The 18,583-nt window shown below is 65.3% G+C and carries 18 protein-coding genes; 12 read left to right on the forward strand and 6 right to left on the reverse strand.

What is annotated here, in order from left to right; all coding sequences use genetic code 11:
• Window positions 1-20: 20 nt before the first annotated feature.
• Together ACSYDV_RS03895 and ACSYDV_RS03900 are read left to right on the forward strand one after the other, a co-directional pair.
• Window positions 21-2,189, forward strand: a complete 2,169-nt coding sequence (locus ACSYDV_RS03895; RefSeq protein WP_438322423.1) for a primosomal protein N' — start codon at window positions 21-23, stop codon at window positions 2,187-2,189.
• Between the two features lie 123 nt (window positions 2,190-2,312).
• Window positions 2,313-3,794, forward strand: a complete 1,482-nt coding sequence (locus ACSYDV_RS03900) for a tetratricopeptide repeat protein (protein ID WP_438322424.1) — start codon at window positions 2,313-2,315, stop codon at window positions 3,792-3,794.
• A gap of 6 nt (window positions 3,795-3,800) precedes the next feature.
• On the opposite strand, the gene ACSYDV_RS03905 is transcribed toward ACSYDV_RS03900, so the two are convergent.
• Genes ACSYDV_RS03905 through ACSYDV_RS03915 form a run of 3 tightly spaced genes read right to left on the reverse strand, consistent with a single transcriptional unit; the run spans window position 3,801 to window position 6,127 of the window.
• Window positions 3,801-4,559, reverse strand: a complete 759-nt coding sequence (locus tag ACSYDV_RS03905; RefSeq protein WP_438322425.1) for an isocitrate lyase/PEP mutase family protein — start codon at window positions 4,557-4,559, stop codon at window positions 3,801-3,803.
• A 39-nt stretch (window positions 4,560-4,598) separates the two neighbouring features.
• Window positions 4,599-5,660: a bifunctional DNA-binding transcriptional regulator/O6-methylguanine-DNA methyltransferase Ada gene (gene ada, locus ACSYDV_RS03910; RefSeq protein ID WP_438322426.1), complete on the reverse strand. Its 1,062-nt coding sequence runs from the start codon at window positions 5,658-5,660 to the stop codon at window positions 4,599-4,601.
• Window positions 5,657-6,127: a DUF1203 domain-containing protein gene (locus ACSYDV_RS03915; protein ID WP_438322427.1), complete on the reverse strand. Its 471-nt coding sequence runs from the start codon at window positions 6,125-6,127 to the stop codon at window positions 5,657-5,659. The genes ada and ACSYDV_RS03915 overlap by 4 nt, the downstream gene beginning before the upstream one ends.
• Window positions 6,128-6,291: 164 nt before the next feature.
• Here ACSYDV_RS03915 and ACSYDV_RS03920 point away from each other — a divergent pair, with 164 nt between their 5' ends.
• Together ACSYDV_RS03920 and ACSYDV_RS03925 are read left to right on the forward strand one after the other, a co-directional pair.
• The gene (locus ACSYDV_RS03920; protein ID WP_438322428.1) at window positions 6,292-7,104 is read left to right on the forward strand and encodes a DUF2306 domain-containing protein; all 813 of its coding nucleotides are present in this window, start codon (window positions 6,292-6,294) and stop codon (window positions 7,102-7,104) included.
• 55 nt (window positions 7,105-7,159) lie between these two features.
• Complete coding sequence (locus tag ACSYDV_RS03925) at window positions 7,160-8,704, forward strand: S1C family serine protease (protein WP_438322429.1); 1,545 nt, start codon at window positions 7,160-7,162, stop codon at window positions 8,702-8,704.
• Here ACSYDV_RS03925 and ACSYDV_RS03930 read toward each other — a convergent pair.
• Window positions 8,679-9,206: a P-loop nucleotide/nucleoside kinase family protein gene (locus tag ACSYDV_RS03930; protein ID WP_438322430.1), complete on the reverse strand. Its 528-nt coding sequence runs from the start codon at window positions 9,204-9,206 to the stop codon at window positions 8,679-8,681. The genes ACSYDV_RS03925 and ACSYDV_RS03930 overlap by 26 nt on opposite strands.
• The gene (locus ACSYDV_RS03935; RefSeq protein WP_438322431.1) at window positions 9,203-9,880 is read right to left on the reverse strand and encodes a dienelactone hydrolase family protein; all 678 of its coding nucleotides are present in this window, start codon (window positions 9,878-9,880) and stop codon (window positions 9,203-9,205) included. Before ACSYDV_RS03935 ends, ACSYDV_RS03930 begins: the two co-directional genes overlap by 4 nt.
• A 206-nt stretch (window positions 9,881-10,086) precedes the next feature.
• Here ACSYDV_RS03935 and ACSYDV_RS03940 point away from each other — a divergent pair, with 206 nt between their 5' ends.
• The 6 genes from ACSYDV_RS03940 (at window position 10,087) to ACSYDV_RS03965 (ending at window position 16,674) form a co-directional block, all read left to right on the forward strand.
• Window positions 10,087-10,653 (forward strand): F0F1 ATP synthase subunit delta, encoded by a 567-nt coding sequence (locus tag ACSYDV_RS03940; protein ID WP_438322432.1) that lies wholly within the window; start codon window positions 10,087-10,089, stop codon window positions 10,651-10,653.
• A 3-nt stretch (window positions 10,654-10,656) separates the two neighbouring features.
• The gene (gene atpA, locus ACSYDV_RS03945) at window positions 10,657-12,186 is read left to right on the forward strand and encodes a F0F1 ATP synthase subunit alpha (protein ID WP_438322433.1); all 1,530 of its coding nucleotides are present in this window, start codon (window positions 10,657-10,659) and stop codon (window positions 12,184-12,186) included.
• A gap of 71 nt (window positions 12,187-12,257) precedes the next feature.
• Window positions 12,258-13,133, forward strand: coding sequence for a F0F1 ATP synthase subunit gamma (locus tag ACSYDV_RS03950; RefSeq protein WP_438322434.1), 876 nt, complete (start codon window positions 12,258-12,260; stop codon window positions 13,131-13,133).
• Between the two features lie 24 nt (window positions 13,134-13,157).
• The gene (atpD, locus tag ACSYDV_RS03955) at window positions 13,158-14,681 is read left to right on the forward strand and encodes a F0F1 ATP synthase subunit beta (RefSeq protein ID WP_438322435.1); all 1,524 of its coding nucleotides are present in this window, start codon (window positions 13,158-13,160) and stop codon (window positions 14,679-14,681) included.
• A gap of 47 nt (window positions 14,682-14,728) precedes the next feature.
• Complete coding sequence (locus ACSYDV_RS03960) at window positions 14,729-14,986, forward strand: ATP synthase F1 subunit epsilon (RefSeq protein WP_438322436.1); 258 nt, start codon at window positions 14,729-14,731, stop codon at window positions 14,984-14,986.
• Between the two features lie 194 nt (window positions 14,987-15,180).
• Complete coding sequence (locus ACSYDV_RS03965; protein WP_438322437.1) at window positions 15,181-16,674, forward strand: TadA family conjugal transfer-associated ATPase; 1,494 nt, start codon at window positions 15,181-15,183, stop codon at window positions 16,672-16,674.
• Window positions 16,675-16,677: 3 nt separating this feature from the next.
• On the opposite strand, the gene ACSYDV_RS03970 is transcribed toward ACSYDV_RS03965, so the two are convergent.
• Entirely contained in the window at window positions 16,678-16,866 is a 189-nt protein-coding gene (locus ACSYDV_RS03970) for a hypothetical protein (protein ID WP_438322438.1), read from the reverse strand.
• A 78-nt stretch (window positions 16,867-16,944) separates the two neighbouring features.
• Here ACSYDV_RS03970 and ACSYDV_RS03975 point away from each other — a divergent pair, with 78 nt between their 5' ends.
• Together ACSYDV_RS03975 and aat are read left to right on the forward strand one after the other, a co-directional pair.
• Complete coding sequence (locus ACSYDV_RS03975) at window positions 16,945-17,775, forward strand: class I SAM-dependent methyltransferase (RefSeq protein WP_438322439.1); 831 nt, start codon at window positions 16,945-16,947, stop codon at window positions 17,773-17,775.
• Window positions 17,772-18,551 (forward strand): leucyl/phenylalanyl-tRNA--protein transferase, encoded by a 780-nt coding sequence (gene aat, locus ACSYDV_RS03980; RefSeq protein ID WP_438322837.1) that lies wholly within the window; start codon window positions 17,772-17,774, stop codon window positions 18,549-18,551. The genes ACSYDV_RS03975 and aat overlap by 4 nt, the downstream gene beginning before the upstream one ends.
• Window positions 18,552-18,583 lie beyond the last annotated feature (32 nt).

Below are 18,583 nucleotides of genomic sequence, written 5' to 3' on the forward strand. Positions count from 1 at the left end.
CCCTATATCCTGCCCGACCCATGACCCGCGCCCGCGTCCTCCTTCTGACCGCCGCCCTCGGCCCGCTCGACTATCGCGTCCCGCGCGAAAGCGAAGCCCCGCTCGGCAGCGTTGTCGTCGCGCCCTTAGGCCCCCGGCGGCTCGGCGGCGTAGTGTGGGAGGATGCGAGCTTCGGCGCGCCCGAACCCGTCGGCGACAACCGCCTGCGCAATCTTTACGAAATCGTCGCCGTTCCGCCGATCCAGGCCCCCCTGCGCCGCCTCGTCGAATGGACCAGCGACTATTATCTCGCCCCGCCCGGCTCGGTGCTGCGGATGGTGCTGCCCGGGGTCGCCTTTGCCGACGCCCGCCGCCCGATCGTCGAATATCGCGCCACCGGCGAGATTCCCGCGCGAATGACGCCGCAGCGCACCGTCGCGCTCGAAGCGATCGGCGACCGGCAGGGCATGGTGCGCGAACTCGCCGCGCTCGCCGAAGTCAGCGAGGCCGTGATTCGCGGCCTCGTCCAGACCGGCGCGCTCGAGGCGGTCAGCGTCTCTGCCGACGCCCCCTATCCCATACCCGACCCCGCCTTCGCCCCGCCCGACCTCTCCGACGAACAAACCGCCGCGGCGGCGCAACTCAAAGCCGCCGTCGCCGCCGCAAAATTCGAAACGCTGCTGCTCGACGGGGTCACCGGATCGGGCAAGACCGAAGTCTATATGGAGGCGATCGCCGCCGCATTGGATGCGGGCAAGCAGGCGCTGGTGCTGCTCCCCGAAATCGCGCTCACCGAACCGATGCTCACCCGCTTCGCCGCGCGCTTCGGCTGCGAGCCCGTCGGGTGGCACAGCGGCCTCCGCTCGGCCGAACGCCGCCGCGCATGGCACGCGATTGCCAGCGGCGACGCGCGCATCGTCATCGGCGCGCGCTCGGCGCTCTTCCTCCCCTATGCCCGGCTCGGCGTCATCGTCGTCGACGAAGCGCATGAGACGAGCTTCAAGCAGGAGGATGGCGTCCATTATCACGCGCGCGACGTCGCGGTGATGCGCGGACATTTCGAGGGGCTGCCGGTCGTCCTCGCCAGCGCGACCCCCGCGCTTGAAAGTCTCGCGATGGTCGAGGCGGGCCGTTATCGCCACATCCAGCTTCCCGCGCGTTTCGGCGGCGCAACGCTGCCCGATCTCGCTGCGATCGACATGCGGACCGACCCGCCCGACCGCGGACGCTGGCTCGCCCCGCCGCTCGTCGACGCGCTCGCCGACCGGCTCGCCAAGGGCGAACAGAGCCTGCTCTTTCTCAACCGCCGCGGCTTCGCGCCGCTGACCCTCTGCCGCACCTGCGGGCACCGCATCCAGTGCCCGAACTGCACCGCGTGGATGGTCGAGCATCGCCTCGTCCACCGCCTCGCCTGCCATCATTGCGGCCATGTCATGCCGCCGCCGCGGCTCTGCCCCGAATGCGAGGATGAGGACAGCCTCGTCGCCTGCGGCCCCGGGGTCGAGCGCGTCGCCGACGAAGTGACGCTGCGCTTTCCCGAAGCAAGGACGGCCATCGTCACCTCCGACACGCTCTGGTCGCCCGCCAAGGCCGCCGAGTTCGTCGACAATGTCGAAGGCGGGCTGGTCGATATCATCATCGGGACGCAGCTCGTCACCAAAGGCTATCATTTCCCCAACCTCACCCTCGTCGGGGTGGTCGATGCCGATCTCGGGCTCGACGGCGGCGACCTGCGCGCCTCCGAGCGCACCTTCCAGCAGATTGCGCAGGTGGCGGGGCGCGCCGGGCGCGGGGTCAAGCCCGGCGAAGTGCTGATCCAGACGCGCGTTCCCGACGCCCCGGTGATGGCCGCGCTCGTCGCAAACGACCGCGACGGATTTTATTCGGCCGAGGCCGCGGCGCGAAAACATGCGGGCGCCCCGCCCTATGGCCGCTTCGCCGCACTCGTCATTTCGTCGGAGGATATCGAGGTCGCGCGCGGGGTCGCCAAGCGGCTGGGCGACAAGGCTCCCGTCGCCGAAGGCCTCGCCGTCTATGGCCCCGCCCCCGCCCCGCTCGCGATGCTGCGCGGCCGCCACCGCTTCCGCCTGCTCCTCCACGCCCCGCGCAGCTTCGACCTGCAAGGCACGATCCGCGATTGGGTCGGTCAGATCGACTGGCCGGCAAAAGTGCGGCTCGCAATCGACATCGATCCCTATAGCTTTGTTTAAACATCAGTGTTTACATCGTCGCGGCACACTGGCAGCAAGATTTAAGGCGCCAACCGGGGGGATAGCGGGCCAATGCGGGGGACGAGAATAGCGATAGGGGTTGCAGGGCTGGTGATGCTGGCCATGCCAGCGCAAGCAAAATGGCTTCGTGCCGATACCGAAAATTTCATCATCTATAGCGAAGGCAACGAGAAATCGCTGCGTAGCTTTGCCGAAAATCTTCAGCGTTTCGATGCGACCTTGCGCATCCGGTTCAAGCTGACCCAATCCGAAGAGCCCAATCGCCTGACCGTCTATCTGGTGCCGCGCGCGGCCGACGCCGGGCGCCTGATGACCGGCAAGAGCGGATCTTCGATCGCCGGCTGGTACAGCCCCGCCCCCGACGGAAGTTTTGCCGTCTCGCACCGCGAGGATGTGGTGATCAAGGGCACGCCGCAGTCGCAGCAGACGCTCTTCCACGAATATAGCCACCACTTCATGCGGCGCTATGCCGCCGCGGCTTTCCCGGCCTGGTTCATCGAGGGTTTCGCCGAATTTTATTCAACGGTCGATTTCACAAAGGATGGCAAGGCGGAAACCGGAAAGCCCGTTTACGCGCGCGCCTATGGTTTGTTGACGATGCCGAAAATCCCGGCCGACAAACTCCTGTTTCAGCAACCGGGCGAGATGCGCAATTCGGGGCAGAGCGACGTCTATTATGGGCGGTCGTGGCTGCTGACGCACATGCTTTACAGCGATGCCGCACGCACGGGTCAGCTCGGCCGCTACGTCGATGCGATCAATCGCGGCGAGGATAGCAGGAAAGCGGCAGCCGATGCGTTCGGCGACCTTGCCGAGCTGGACAAGGATCTCAACCGCTACATGGGCAAGCCGATGGTCTACAGCACCTCGGCGGCGCCCATCGCCGTTGCCGGGAATATCGCTATAGCGCCATTGTCGGCGGCAGAAGATGCCCTGTTGCCGCTCCGCCTCGAACGAATCAGCGCCCATGATGACCAGACCCGCATTGCGAAGGTGCGCGACGAGCTGAAGGCGCTGAGCCTCGTGCATGGCGGCGAAGCGGGCGTCTGGTTCGAGCTGGCAAGCGCCGAATGGGCGATCGACGACGACAAGCGCGATGCCGCGGCCGCCCGCGCCGCAGTCGACAAAGCACTGGCAATCGACCCCAAACATGTCCGCGCCAATGTTCTGCTCGGCCGGATACTGACCGCGGAGGTCGAGGCGAAGGACGACCCCCAGCCCGCCGACTGGGACGCGGTGCGCAAACCGATCATTCTCGCCAACCGCACCAACCCCGACGATCCGGTGCCGCTCTACGCCTATTTCCGGAGCTTCATCGATCAGGGACGACGGCCGCCCCCGATCGCGATCGACGGCCTTGGCCGCGCCTTTCAGCTCGCCCCCGAAAACATCAACACCCGCATCGGCTATGCCTTCGCGCTCGCCAATGACGGCAAGTTCGACGACGCGCTGAAACTGGCGCGAGCAGTCGCCTTCGACCCGCATGACGGCGGGCAGGGCGAAGAATTGCTCGAGCAGCTCGAAACGATGCGCAAACAAAGCAACGAGCGGGCGTCAGCCGCGGATGACGTGGCCGAAGACTAACCCCGCTCAATAATCGGGTTCGGCGCCGCCCAGCACCTGCCGCGTCTGCGCCGTCAGCCACGCCATTGCCGCCGCCCACGACTGATGGCCGTGGCTGATCCGCGCGACGCCCAGCCCGGCGAGTTCCTTGTGCGTCGGTCCGGCTTTCGAGCGCAGGATATTCACCGGCAACGGCGATCCTTCGCAAATGGCCCCGATGCAGCGCGCATCGCCGAGGAAGGGCACGAACAGCGATCCCGCACCCGCATCGGCATAGGTGCGCGCGCGTTCGAGCGTCGCGGCGATCAGCGCGTCGCCGTCCTTCGCGGCATCGGCCCCGCGAAACACATCGCAGCGCGCATTGACGAAAATGCCGGTGTCGGCGGCGGCGCGATAGCGCACGCCAGCCTCGGCGATCGGCAGCAAATCATCGGCGCCGGGCATCCGGTCCTCCATATTGATGCCCGCCGCGCCCGCATCTTTCGCCCGGCCAACCGACACGCCGACGGCTGCCGCATCGGCGCCATAACCCGATTCCATGTCGATCGTGACCGGCAGGTCGGTGACCGACAATATGCGCGCAAGATTTTCGAACACATCCTCCAGCGGGAAATCCTCGCCATCGGCGCGGCCCTGCGCGCCCGCAACGCCATAGCTGCCGGTCGCGATCGCCTTTGCGCCCGCCGCAGCGACCGCCTTTGCGCTCCCCGCATCCCATATATTGACGAGGATCAGCGGATCGCCGGGGACGTGCAGGGCCCGGAAGGCGGCAATTTTGTCAGTCATGCGAAAGCTCCATCTTATTTCGGTTCGGGGGACGCTTGCTCAGAAATCGTCGAGGCGCGGCTGGCCGGGCGCACCCTCGCGGCGCAGCAACTCATCCTTGATCGGCAGGCCATAGGCATAGCCGCCCAGCGATCCGTCGCTCCGCACGACGCGGTGGCACGGGATCAGCACCGCCACGTTATTTGCGCCATTGGCACTCCCCGCCGCGCGCACCGCCTTGGGCTTGCCGACCGCCGCCGCGATATCGGCATAGCTGCGCGTCTCGCCCGCAGGAATCTTGCGCAACTCGCGCCACACCGCCTCCTGAAAGGCGGTGCCCTTCACATCGATCGGAATATGGTCGAAACCGCGCGTCGGTGCCTCGACCGCCTCCACGACCTGCCCCAGCAGCGCCGCGAACGCGTCGCCGCCCTCGATGAGTTCGGCCGCCGGAAAGCGCTCCTCCAGTGCCTCTCGTCCTTCGGCAAAGGACAGGCGGCACACCCCCTTTTCGGTGGCGGCGACCAGCATCTCGCCGAGGCTGGTGGGCACGACCGCCCAGCGAATCGTCGCGCCCTTGCCGCCATTGACCCACGCCGAAGCCGTCATTCCCATACGTCCCTCCATATTCTCGTAGAAACGCGACGGCCCCGAAAAGCCCGCGTCGTAGATCGCATCGGTCACCCGACTCCCGTCGCTCAGCGCCTGCCGCGCCCGCTCCTCGCGCAGCGCGCGGGCATAGGCGGCGGGCGACAGCCCGGTGTGGCGGGTAAAGACGCGCTGAAAATGCGTCGGCGAATAGCCGGTGCGGCCCGCCAGATCGGCGAGCGCGAGCGGCTCCTCGCTTTCCTTGATCGCCGCGATCGCCGCGAGCACCGCGCCCTCGTCGCGTGCGACATCGTCGGGCAGGCACCGCTTGCACGGCCGCAGCCCCGTGGCGCGCGCAGCGCCGCCGTCGGCGAAGAAACGCACATTGTCGCGGTGCGGGTGCCGCGCGGCGCAGCTCGGCCGGCAATAAATGCCCGTCGTCAGCACCCCGGTAACGAAGCGCCCGTCGAGCGCACGATCGCGGCGGAGTACTGCGGCCCAGCGCGCATCATCGTTCATCAGGTCGCCGCTCATGCTGCATCCCTTTCGATCCGCGCCGCGAAACAGCCGTAAGCGGCGTTGTGGGCATCGATATAGTGAATGGCATCGCCCGCGAACAGGTCGCGGATCGCGCCATCGGCCTCACCCGGCCCCATAAGCCGCGCGGTCTGCAGCATGCCGCCGCTGTCGAAAGCGCGCAACGCGAGCGAACGCCCCTCGAACACCGGCGGCAGTTCGTCGCGATAGCTCGCCGCCGTCACGCCCGGCCTCACATAAATCGCATAGGCGCTGCGATAGGGCGTCGCGACATCGTGGCTCACATGGTGGAGCAGGATCAACTGCTCGCCCGCACGCGCATCCTGAAGGCTGATACGGCACGGAAAGCCGCGGTCGGCGGTCGCGGTGACGCGGCGGGCGTTGCACGCCGTCAGTTCGGCGTCGTTCATCGCAAACAGCGGGGCGAAGCGATCGGGGCTGAGCCCGTGGATCAGATAGGTCATCGGCGCATCCTTTCTCCTGGCGTTGACCACGCAATGCCATGTCGCGGCATCAGCCGCGTCCCGATGCTTGCGTTCAAAGCGGCAAGCCCTTGGTGTATTGCTGTATTATATCATTGACTCACCAACGCCTGTCGGCCATTCTGCGGCATATCGGAGGGTTGGGCATGGCATCCATCGACGCAGCAATCGTACCCGCAAAACCGACACGCCGTACCGATTGGCTGAGCCCCGCCGCGACCTTCTGCTACCTCGCCATCGCGGCCGGGCAGCTGCTCTTCATCGCTTTCATACTGCTCTTCTATTACCCTCCGACGCTGACCGGCCATTTCGCCGCGTGGAACGCCAAGCCGCTGATCACGGGCTTCGTCGCCGGCGATACCGCGGGCAATCTCTTCTTCGCGGTCCATGTGCTGATGGCCGCTGTCATCACATCGGGCGGGCTGGTGCAGCTGCTTCCCGCAGTGCGCAATCGCTGGCCCGCGCTGCACCGCTGGAACGGCCGCCTCTATCTGATCTGCGCGCTGGCCCTTTCGTTCGGCGGGCTGTGGCTGACATGGGGGCGCGGGACGTGGCTCGCACTCGGCGGCGCGATCGGCATCACGCTCGACGCGCTGCTGATCGTCGGCTTCGCCGCGATGGCGTTTGGCGCCGCCCGCGCGCGCCGCTTCGCCGAACACCGCCGCTGGGCGATCCGGCTGTTCGCCGTCGCCAGCGCGGTCTGGTTCATGCGCGTCGGCTATATGGTCTGGGGCCTCGCCACCGGCGGCGCGGGGATCGGCGAGGCGATGGACGGCCCGTTCGACCTGTTCCTCGCCTTCGCCAATTCGCTGCTCCCGCTCGCCGTAGCCGAAGCCTATCTGCGCGCAGCAACTCCGGCGGCGCGGCGGGCCGTCGCGGGATTGCTCACCCTCAGCGGCCTTGTCATCCTTGCTGGCAGTGCGGGAGCGTGGATGGTGATGTGGGGCCCCTATATCTAGTCCCCCTGCGCTCGCTTCGCTTGCCTTCGCGCGGCGCGCCTCTAATCTGCGCGCCATGAACCGCATCCTGCTTTTGCTCGCCGCCCTCTTCACCCTCACCCTGCCCGCCCGCGCCGCCGACGATATCAGTGCGGTGTCGCGCAGCGTCGTGCGCGTCGTCACCGTGGCGATGGTCGATGGCGAGGTGGTGGGCTTTGGCCATGGCAGCGGCATCGCGATTTCGCCGACACGCATCGTCACCAACGCCCATGTCGTCGAATCGGCGGTCAAATATCCCGGCAATGTCGCGCTGGGCGTCGTCCCGTCGGAGGGGCAGAAAAGCTATGCCGCGAAACTCATCGCGATCGACGTCGCGCGCGACCTTGCGCTGATCGAAATCACCGCCGCCCGGCTTCCCGCCGCCACGGTCTACACCGGCCCGCTCGAATCGGGCACCGACGTCGTCGCGCTCGGCTATCCGGGCAATGTCGATCTCGCGACCGCGCGCAGCGCCAACGACTATATCACCCCGCGCAGCCCGGTGCGCAGCGAGGGCAATCTGTCGAACACGCAGGCCGTCGACGGCGTCGCAATGCTCGTCCACACCGCGAAAATCTCGCGCGGCAATTCGGGCGGCCCGCTTGTCGACCAGTGCGGCCGCATCGTCGGGATCAACTCGGCGATCACCCGCGCCGACGACGGCGATTCGCCCTTCGCCTTTGCCATCTCGACCCGCGAACTTGCGCGCTTCCTCGCCGACGCCGGACAGGAATATGCCAGCATCGGCACCCCCTGCCTGTCGCTGGCGGAGGCCGACGCGCGCGACCGCGCCGTACTCGACGCCGCCGCACGCGCCGAGGCCGAGGCCAATAACGCCAAGGCCGCAGCGGAAAAGCTCGACCGCGAACTCAAACAGGCGCGCGCCGCAAAAGAGGCGCTCGCCGCGCGCGAGAATCGCATCGCTCTCGCCGGCGTCCTGTTCGTGATCGGCGCGCTCGCCGCGGGCGCGGGCCTGCTCTTCTACAGCCAGCGGAATGTCAGAAACGCCAAAATCGCCGGCGGTGCGGGGACGGTCCTGATGCTCGCCGCGGCGATCCTGTTCGTCACCCGCCCCGATGTCCTCGCCGCCACGACCGACGAACCGGCCAAGCCCGGCACCGCCGCAGCGCCAAAGCTTGCCGAGGGCCGCTTCCTCTGCACCATCCGCCCCGATCGCAGCCGGATCACCGTGTCGGCGACCACCGACGTCCCGGTGACGATCAGCGGCGGCGGCTGCGTCAACGACCGCACCCAATATGCGCAAGGGTCCGACGGCCGCTGGCAGCGCATCCTCGTGCCCAACGACGAAGCCACCGTTACCATCGCCTCGATCGATCAGGCCGCCGAGGAATATCGCGTCGACCGCTATCTGCTCGACGCCGACACGATGACGAAGGCGCGCGAGATTCGCGCCGGCGTGACGCTCAAAAGCTGCACCGTCGATGCGAACGAACTCGCCGGACTCGCGACCCAGCAGGACGCGATTCGCAGCGCGCTTCCCGCGGCTCCGAACGAACGGCTGGTCTATCGCTGCCAGCCGATGGCGAAGGGCGCGGCTAACGCAGGCCCAGCGACTCGCTGATACGCACAGCTGCTTCGCCCGGGTCCATCGCCCCGGTATCGATCGTGACTGCGGCGGGCAGCGGCGGATAGGCAAAGGCGCCCTGCGCTTCGAGCTCGCGAAAAAGCGCGACCGAGGACAGTTTTCCGGTCGCCTGCCGCGATGCGGCCTCGATTCGTGCCTCGACCAGTTCGGGCGCGCAGGTCAGCGCGACGAAATCGACCCGCCCGCCCGCTTCCTCGACAACTGCGGCCACGCGATCGGGGAAATCAGGCGCGACGCTCGCCTCGGGATGAAAGGTGAAGATCAGCGAGCGATCTTCGGCCGCAGCCGCGCGAAACACATCGAGCCACATCGCCTCGCGCAGTGCGACAAATCCCGGGCTGCCGAACGGAAACACTGCGAGCAGCGCATCGACGACCAGATGATTGTGGAACAGCGGCAGGCCGGTCAGCCCCGCCAGTTCGCGCGCGACGGTCAGCTTGCCGCTCGCCGCCGGGCCATGGATGAAGACCAGCCTCATCCCCCGCACGCCTTGAACAGCATCAGCGTGCGCTCGCGCGCAAGGCTCTCGCTCGGTTCGTGATAATCCTTGCGCCGGTCGCTGTTGAAACCATGCCCCGCCTCATAGACGAAAATCTGCGCAGTCGGATGGTCGCGCGCGATCAGTGCCTCGACGCCCTCCATCGGGATACCGTCATCGAATCGCCCGAAATGAGCGATCGTCGCGCAGGCGGGCGCCTGATCGGCGAACTGCGTCGGCACCAGACTGCCGTAATAGGATGACGCCGCCGCCAGATCGGGGCTGATCTGCGCCATCCGCCACGCGACCGAGCCGCCATAGCAATAGCCGGTGATGAAAACGGGGCCTTTCCCCTTCAGCGCGTCGATGCACGTCTGCGCATCCTTCAAACTCTGCTCGAACGGATGCAGCTCGCGCGCCAGCTGCACTGCGCGCTCGAACTGCGGGCCCGAATAATCGCTTTCGAATCCGGGATGCTCGCGGTCGAACAGCGCAGGGGAAAGCACTTCATAGCCATCGGCGGCATATTCGTCGCTGAGCTCGCGGATATGATCGGTGACCCCGAAAATTTCCTGCACGAGCACCAGTCCACCACGGCGCTCGCCCGTCGGCTGCGCGTGATAGACCGCAACCTCGGCGCCGTCGTCCATTGTCATCCGGATCATCTCGCCCATCGCTCACCCTCTCCGTTTGCGTTCACATTTTTTGCCCGGACCGTCCCTATCGCACGAAGACCCAAAAGCAATCGCGGCCCCGCCTTGCATTGCAGCAAAATCGTTGCTAGGCGCGCCGCGACTTCGCTGCGGGGGAGGTTCTTCGAATTTCCGCCAAAACCCGCGCGGCCCATCCCCCTCGGGATCGTAGTAAAGGACTTTCACGCGTGGAGAATTCCGGCGGCATTCAGGGCAACATCACGGCGGGCCTCGCGGGCCGTTATGCGGTCGCTTTGTTCGATCTGGCTCGCGAATCGAACGCGATCGACGCGGTGGCCAAAAGCCTTGGCACCCTCCGCGCCGGTCTCGCCGAATCGGCCGATCTTTCGGCTCTCGTTGCGAGCCCCGTCGTCAGCCGCAGCGATGCCGCAAACGCGGTCGGTGCGGTCGCCAAGGCGATGAAGCTCGATTCGCTGACCGCGAAGTTCCTTGGCGTCCTCGCCGAGAATCGCCGTCTTGCCGATCTGCCCAAAATGATCGACGCATTCGATGCGATCGTTGCCGGTCATCGCGGCGAAGTGACCGCCAGGGTCACCAGCGCGCACCCGCTTTCGGCCGCCCAGCTCAAGGAGCTGACGGCCAACCTCAAGACCCGTGTCGGCCGCGATGTCAGCATCGCCACGACCGTCGACCCCGCCATCCTCGGCGGCCTCGTCGTCCAGCTGGGCAGCCAGCTGATCGACGGCAGCATCCGTACCCGTCTCAATAGCTTCGCACAGGCGATGAAAGGCTAAACCATGGAAATCCGCGCCGCTGAAATCAGCAAGGTCATTAAGGACCAGATCGCCAATTTCGGGACCGATGCAACGGTCAGCGAAATCGGCCAGGTTCTGTCGGTCGGCGACGGCATCGCCCGCGTCCACGGCCTCGACAACGTTCAGGCCGGTGAAATGGTCGAATTCGCCAATGGCGTACAGGGCATGGCGCTCAACCTCGAAGCCGACAACGTCGGCGTCGTGATCTTCGGCTCGGACGCCGAGATCAAGGAAGGCGACACCGTCAAGCGCACCGGTACGATCGTTGACGTCCCCGTCGGCAAGGGCCTGCTCGGCCGCGTCGTCGATGGCCTCGGCAATCCGATCGACGGCAAGGGCCCGATCAAGGCCGACAAGCGCATGCGCGTCGAAGTCAAGGCGCCGGGCATCATCCCGCGCACCTCGGTTCACGAACCCGTCCAGACCGGCCTGAAGGCGCTCGACGCCCTCGTCCCCGTCGGCCGCGGCCAGCGCGAACTGATCATCGGCGATCGCCAGACCGGCAAGACCGCCGTCGCGATCGACACCTTCATCAACCAGAAGGCCGCCAACGCAGGCGACGATGAATCGAAGAAGCTGTACTGCATCTACGTCGCCGTCGGCCAGAAGCGCTCGACCGTTGCACAGATCGTCCGCCAGCTCGAAGAAAATGGCGCGATGGAATATTCGATCGTCGTCGCCGCGACCGCGTCGGAGCCCGCTCCGCTGCAGTTCCTCGCACCCTATACCGGCTGCACGATGGGCGAGTTCTTCCGCGACAACGGCATGCACGCCGTGATCGTCTATGACGATCTTTCGAAGCAGGCCGTCGCTTACCGTCAGATGTCGCTGCTGCTGCGCCGCCCGCCGGGCCGCGAAGCCTATCCGGGCGACGTTTTCTATCTCCACAGCCGCCTGCTCGAGCGTTCGGCAAAGATGAATGCCGACAATGGTTCGGGTTCGCTCACCGCGCTGCCGATCATCGAAACGCAGGCCGGCGACGTTTCGGCGTATATTCCGACCAACGTGATTTCGATCACCGACGGCCAGATCTTCCTCGAAACCAACCTGTTCAACGCCGGTATCCGTCCCGCCATTAACGTGGGTCTGTCGGTGTCGCGCGTCGGCTCGGCCGCGCAGACCAAGGCGATGAAAAAGGTGTCGGGCTCGATCAAGCTCGAACTCGCGCAATATCGCGAAATGGAAGCCTTCGCTCAGTTCGGTTCGGACCTCGACGCGTCGACGCAGAAGCTGCTCAACCGCGGTGCGCGCCTGACCCAGCTTCTGAAGCAGGCGCAGTTCCAGCCGATGGCGTTCGAAGAGCAGACCGCCTCGATCTTCGCCGGCACCAACGGCTATCTCGACAATGTCGCGACGACCGATGTGAACCGCTACGAACAGGCGATGCTCGCCTATCTGCGGAGCGACCATGCCGATGTGTTGAAGACGATCCGCGACACCAAGGATCTTGGCGACGACGCCAAGAAGGGCCTTGTTGCCGCGCTCGACGCATTCGCCAAGATTTTCGCGTAAATCTGTTCCCCGGCGCAAGCCGGGGCCCACAGCGATCCCGGCCTTGCGCCGGGATACAAGGATAGGGCTTCATGGCCAATCTGAAGGAACTCAAAGGCCGGATCGGCTCGGTCAAATCGACCCAGAAGATCACCAAGGCCAAGAAAATGGTCGCGGCGGCAAAGCTGCGCAAGGCGCAGGCTGCGGCCGAAGCCGCGCGCCCCTATGCCGAACGCCTCGAAGGCGTCGTCGCCAGCCTGGCGTCGAAGGTCGGCGGGTCGGACAGCGCGCCCAAGCTTTTGTCGGGCACCGGCAAGAGCGACACCCATCTGCTCGTCGTGCTCAACAGCGACCGCGGCCTTGCCGGCGCGTTCAACTCGAACATCGTCAAGGCGGCACGCGACAAGGCGCTCGAACTGCAGGCGCAGGGCAAGAAGGTCATTTTCTACCTCATCGGCCGCAAGGGTCGTCCGGTCATCGCGCGCCTGTTCCAAGGCCAGATCGTCGAGCAGTATGAAACGACCGGCATCCGCGACATCGGCTTCGAACAGGCGCATGAGGTCTCGGCCAAGGTCATGGAGCTTTACGAAGCCGGTGCGTTCGACGTCGCGCATCTCTTCTATTCGAAGTTCCGCTCGGCGCTGCTTCAGGAAGCGACCGGCCAGCAGTTGATCCCCGTTCCCGCACCCGTCGATGTTCCGGCATCGAGCGGCGCGGCGGTCGAATATGAACCCGACGAGGAAGCGATCCTTGCCGATCTGCTCCCGCGCAACATCACCATCCAGATTTTCAAGGGCCTCCTTGAAAACGCCGCGTCCGAACAGGGTGCGTCGATGACCGCGATGGACAATGCGACGCGCAACGCGGGCGACCTGATCAACAAGCTGACGATCATCTACAACCGCACCCGTCAGGCGGCGATCACGACCGAACTCATCGAAATCATCGCTGGCGCCGAAGCGCTGTAAGCTATCCAAGCAAGGAAGAAGACAATGGCAACCGCACCCGCCCCTGAAAAGAAGGCACCCGCCAAGAAAGCTGCAGCGCCCAAGAAGGCCGCCGCTCCCAAGGCTGCAAGCACCGGCACCGCGACGGGCCGCATCGCCCAGGTCATCGGCGCCGTCGTCGACGTCCAGTTCACCGGCCCCCTGCCCGCGATTCTGAACGCGCTCGAAACCGAGAATAACGGCAACCGCCTCGTTCTCGAAGTTGCGCAGCACCTCGGCGAAAACACCGTCCGCACGATCGCGATGGACGCGACCGACGGCCTGACGCGCGGCCAGCCCGTCACCGACACCGGCGCGCAGATTTCGGTTCCCGTCGGCCCGCAGACGCTCGGCCGCATTCTCAACGTCATCGGCGAGCCCATCGACGAACGCGGCCCGGTCAACGCCGCCACGCGCGCACCGATCCACGCCAAGGCTCCTGAATTCGTCGACCAGTCGACCGAAAGCAGCATCCTCGTCACCGGCATCAAGGTCATCGATCTGATCGCGCCTTACGCAAAGGGCGGCAAGATCGGCCTGTTCGGCGGCGCAGGCGTCGGCAAGACCGTTCTCATTCAGGAACTGATCAACAACATCGCCAAGGGCCATGGTGGTACGTCGGTGTTCGCGGGCGTCGGTGAACGCACCCGCGAAGGCAACGATCTCTATCACGAATTCCTCGACGCCGGCGTTATCGCCAAGGACGCCGACGGCAATCCGACGCCCGAAGGATCGAAGGTTGCGCTGGTTTTCGGCCAGATGAACGAACCCCCGGGCGCTCGCGCTCGCGTTGCACTCTCGGGTCTGACGATCGCCGAATATTTCCGCGATCAGGAAGGCCAGGACGTGCTCTTCTTCGTCGACAACATCTTCCGCTTCACGCAGGCAGGTTCGGAAGTGTCGGCACTGCTCGGCCGTATTCCTTCGGCCGTGGGTTACCAGCCGACCCTGTCGACCGACATGGGTGCGCTGCAGGAACGCATCACCTCGACCAACAAGGGTTCGATCACCTCGGTGCAGGCCATCTACGTTCCCGCAGATGACCTTACCGACCCGGCGCCTGCTACGTCGTTCGCTCACTTGGACGCGACCACGACGCTGAACCGCGCGATTTCGGAACTCGGCATCTATCCGGCGGTCGATCCGCTCGATTCGACCAGCCGCGTTCTGACCGCCGCGATCGTCGGCCAGGAGCATTATGAGACCGCTCGCCGCGTTCAGGAAACGCTGCAGAAGTACAAGTCGCTTCAGGACATCATCGCCATTCTCGGCATGGACGAACTGTCGGAAGAAGATAAGCTGGTCGTCGCCCGCGCGCGCAAGATCCAGCGTTTCCTGTCGCAGCCGTTCCACGTCGCCGAAGTCTTCACCAACATCCCCGGCAAGTTCGTCGCGGTCGAAGACACGGTGAAGTCGTTCAAGGCGGTGGTCGATGGCGAATATGACCATCTTCCCGAAGCGGCCTTCTACATGGTCGGCGGCATCGACGAAGCGATCGCCAAGGCTGCGAAGCTCGCCGAAGACGCATAAACCTACCGAACCCCTCCCTTTCGGGGGAGGGGGTTGAGGACAAGAAAATGGCCCTGAAGTTCGAACTCGTCACCCCCGCCCGCCTCGAGCGGACCGCCGAAGTCCATATGGTCACCGTGCCCGGCTCCGAAGGTGATTTCTCGGTGCTCGAAGGCCATGCGCCCTTCATGGCGACGCTGCGCAACGGCCCGCTGACGATCTATGCCACCGCGGGCGCCGCGCCCGAGGTGATCGAAGTCGAAGGCGGCTTTGCCGAGGTTAATGAGGGCGGCCTGACCGTCCTCGCCGAGCATATCGCCGGATAAGCTTCCCACCGTCCACAGGTTGGATCAGAAAGCCCGCATCCACCCGGATGCGGGCTTTTCTGTGTCCGCTGCAATCGTCGCCGGCCATTAGGACAATATCAAAGTTTCCGGTTTATTCACCCTGTCCGATGGCGGTGTGCAAGGCTTCGGCTGCAGCGCATCCCGCAGGATTGAGTCGAAAGCAGGATGAGATAATGAGCGCATTCGGACGTCGCCCCGGCACCGCTGGCCGCCCCGCCTTTGGCGTCGCGAAGCCGATGCAAGGCGGATCGGGCGTGCCCGGCGGAACCCAGTTTCCCGCGATCGACACCCCGGCCCCCGCCCCCGAAGCCTATTCGGGACCCATGACCCCCGAAATGGAGGCGATGGAGCGGCTCAACCAGCGCTCGACCGCCGAGGCGGTGGAACCCGAAAAGGCGCAAGGGTTCGAAGCGAGCGTCCACAAGATCAAGGAACAGGTGCTGCCGCGCCTGCTCGAACGCGTCGACCCCGAGGCCGCGGCGACGCTGAGCAAGGACGAGCTGACAGAGGAATTCCGCCCGATCATCCTCGAAGTGCTCGCGGAACTGCGCATCACGCTCAACCGCCGGGAACAGTTCGCCCTCGAAAAAGTGCTCGTCGACGAACTGCTTGGCTTCGGTCCGCTCGAAGAATTGCTGTCGGACCCCGACATCACCGACATCATGGTCAATGGCCCGTACCAGACCTATGTCGAAAAAAAGGGCCAGCTGATCATCGCGCCCATCCAGTTCCGCGACGAACAGCATCTGTTCCAGATCGCCCAGCGCATCTGCAACATGGTCGGCCGCCGCGTCGACCAGACCACCCCGCTCGCCGACGCCCGTCTCAAGGACGGCAGCCGCGTCAACGTCATCGTCCCGCCGCTGAGCCTGCGCGGTACCGCGATCTCGATTCGTAAATTCTCGGCCAAGCCGATCACGCTCGACATGCTGTGCCAGTGGGGCGCGATGAGCCAGAAGATGTGCACCGCGCTGAAAATCGCAGGCGCCAGCCGGTTCAACATCGTCATCTCGGGCGGCACGGGCTCGGGTAAGACGACGATGCTCAACGCCCTGTCGAAGATGATCGACCCCGGCGAACGCGTGCTGACGATCGAGGATGCCGCCGAACTTCGCCTGCAGCAGCCGCACTGGCTGCCGCTCGAAACGCGCCCCGCGAACCTCGAGGGTAATGGCGCAATCCACATGGGGGACCTTGTGAAGAACGCGCTGCGTATGCGTCCCGACCGCATCATCATGGGCGAAGTTCGCGGCGCCGAATGTTTCGACCTCCTCGCCGCAATGAACACCGGTCACGACGGGTCGATGTGTACGCTCCACAGCAACTCGCCCCGCGAATGCCTCGGCCGTATGGAAAACATGGTTTTGATGGGCGACATCAAGATTCCGAAGGAAGCGATTTCGAAACAGATCGCCGATTCGGTCGACATGATCGTCCAGATCAAGCGTCTGCGCGACGGCTCACGCCGCGTGACCAACGTCACCGAGGTGATCGGCATGGAAGGCGACGTCATCGTCACCCAGGAACTGTTCAAATTCGAATATCTGGACGAGGACAAGGACGGCAAGATCGTCGGCGAATATCGCGCGATGGGTCTGCGCCCCTACACGCTCGAAAAGGCGCGCCAGTACGGCTTCGACCAGCCCTATCTCGAGGCGTGCCTCTAGACCTTAGCGCCCGCTCAGCCAAAATGCCGTAGCGAACAACGCGATCGCGGCCGACGCGAGCGCGATGCCCCGCCAGGGCATGAAACCGACCTGTTCGACGTCGCGCCGGTTGTTCCGACGCCAGCTTGCGACCTCGGCCACACAGAACAGGATCGCGGCGCCGATCCCCACTGACAGCATCGACACTTGCATTGCCGCGCATCCCTTCGCAAACAGGGCTTTCCCCCGGTCTCCGCAAGGAGACAAATCCCTGCGCAGAGAGGTGCCCATATGCGTTCCCTATTGTTGCTTGCAAGTGCCGCCGCCCTGATCGCCGTTCCCGCAACCGCGATGCAGCATGCCGGCCATGACGCGCACGCCGCCCACAAGGGTCATGACGTCATCGCTACTGCGGTCGCCGCACCGACTCGCACCCCCGCCAATCTGGCGCGCGACACCTATCGCCACCCCGCCGAAACCCTTGGCTTTTTCGGCGTGAAGCCCGGCGATACCGTCGTCGAACTCTGGCCCGGCGGCGGCTGGTACACCGAAATCCTCGCCCCGCTCGCCAAGGCCGGCGGCGGCACCCTCTATGCAGCGGCGCCGTGGGAACGCGGCCTCAATCGCCTCAAGGAATGGCAGGGCGCAAAACCCGACGTCTATGGCGCGATCAAGCTCGCCGAATTTCCGAACGCCGGGACCAACCCCAAGGTCCCCGACGGCAGCGCCGATGTCGTGCTGACGTTCCGCAACGTCCACAACTGGCGCTTCGGCGGCAGCGACAACACCGCCAACGCCTTCAAACAGATTTTTGCGATGCTGAAGCCCGGCGGGACGCTTGGCGTCGTCGAGCATCGGCTGAATGAAGGCGACGATGCCGCCAAGGAAGAAAAGTCGGGCTATCTGAAGGAAAGCTCGATCATCGCTTTTGCCGAGGCCGCAGGCTTCAAGCTCGCTGACCGCAGCGAGATCAACGCCAACCCCCGCGACACCAAAGATTATGAAAAGGGCGTGTGGACCCTGCCGCCGTCGCTGACCGAAGGCGACAAGGACCGCGCCAAATATGTCGCGATCGGCGAATCGGATCGCATGACGCTGAAATTCGTAAAGCCGGCAAACTGAAGCCCTTTGAAACCATAGACCCTGCGCTGCTGCTCAGCGCCTATGCGCAGGGACTTTTTCCGATGGCCGACGGGGCGGATGACCCGTCGGTCCATTGGGTCGAACCCCGGCTGCGCGCGATCCTGCCGCTCGACGGCTTTCGCCTGTCGCGCAGTCTGAAAAAAGTGATCGTCTCCGACCGATTTCGTGTCACCACCGACACCGTCTTTGCCGATATGGTCGCGCTCTGCGCCGAACCCGCCGATGACCGCCCGACGACGTGGATCAACCCGGTGATCAAGGCGAGTTATGACCGGCTGTTCCGCCTTGGCCACGCGCACAGCATCGAATGCTGGCACGAGGGGGATCTGGTCGGGGGGCTTTACGGCGTATCGCTCGGCCGCGCTTTTTTCGGCGAATCGATGGTCAGCCGCGCGCGCGATGCATCGAAGGTCGCACTTGCGCATCTCGTCGCGCGCCTGCGCGCCGGCGGATGGCAATTGCTCGATTGTCAGTTCATCACGCCGCACCTCGCCAGCCTGGGGGCGATCGAAATCCCCCAGCGGGACTATCTGAAGCGGCTTTATTCGGTGTTATCGGGTGCCGACGGCGCCGCCTTGGGCGCGGGCGCGGGGGGCGGGACAACCGCCGGCGTACCTTCGCCGCCGTTCGCCGCCGGCGACTGGGGCGCGCTCGACGCCTTGGGTGCCGCGGAAGACGCCGCCTTGGGCACGGACCGCGCGAGCGGCTCGCCGCCCGGATATGTCATCGCACAGCTTTTGACGAACACGTCATAGATCGGATGCTCGATCACATTGCGTTCGGGCCG

The sequence above is a fragment of the Sphingopyxis selenitireducens genome, from assembly GCF_051550705.1.
Taxonomy (GTDB): domain Bacteria; phylum Pseudomonadota; class Alphaproteobacteria; order Sphingomonadales; family Sphingomonadaceae; genus Sphingopyxis.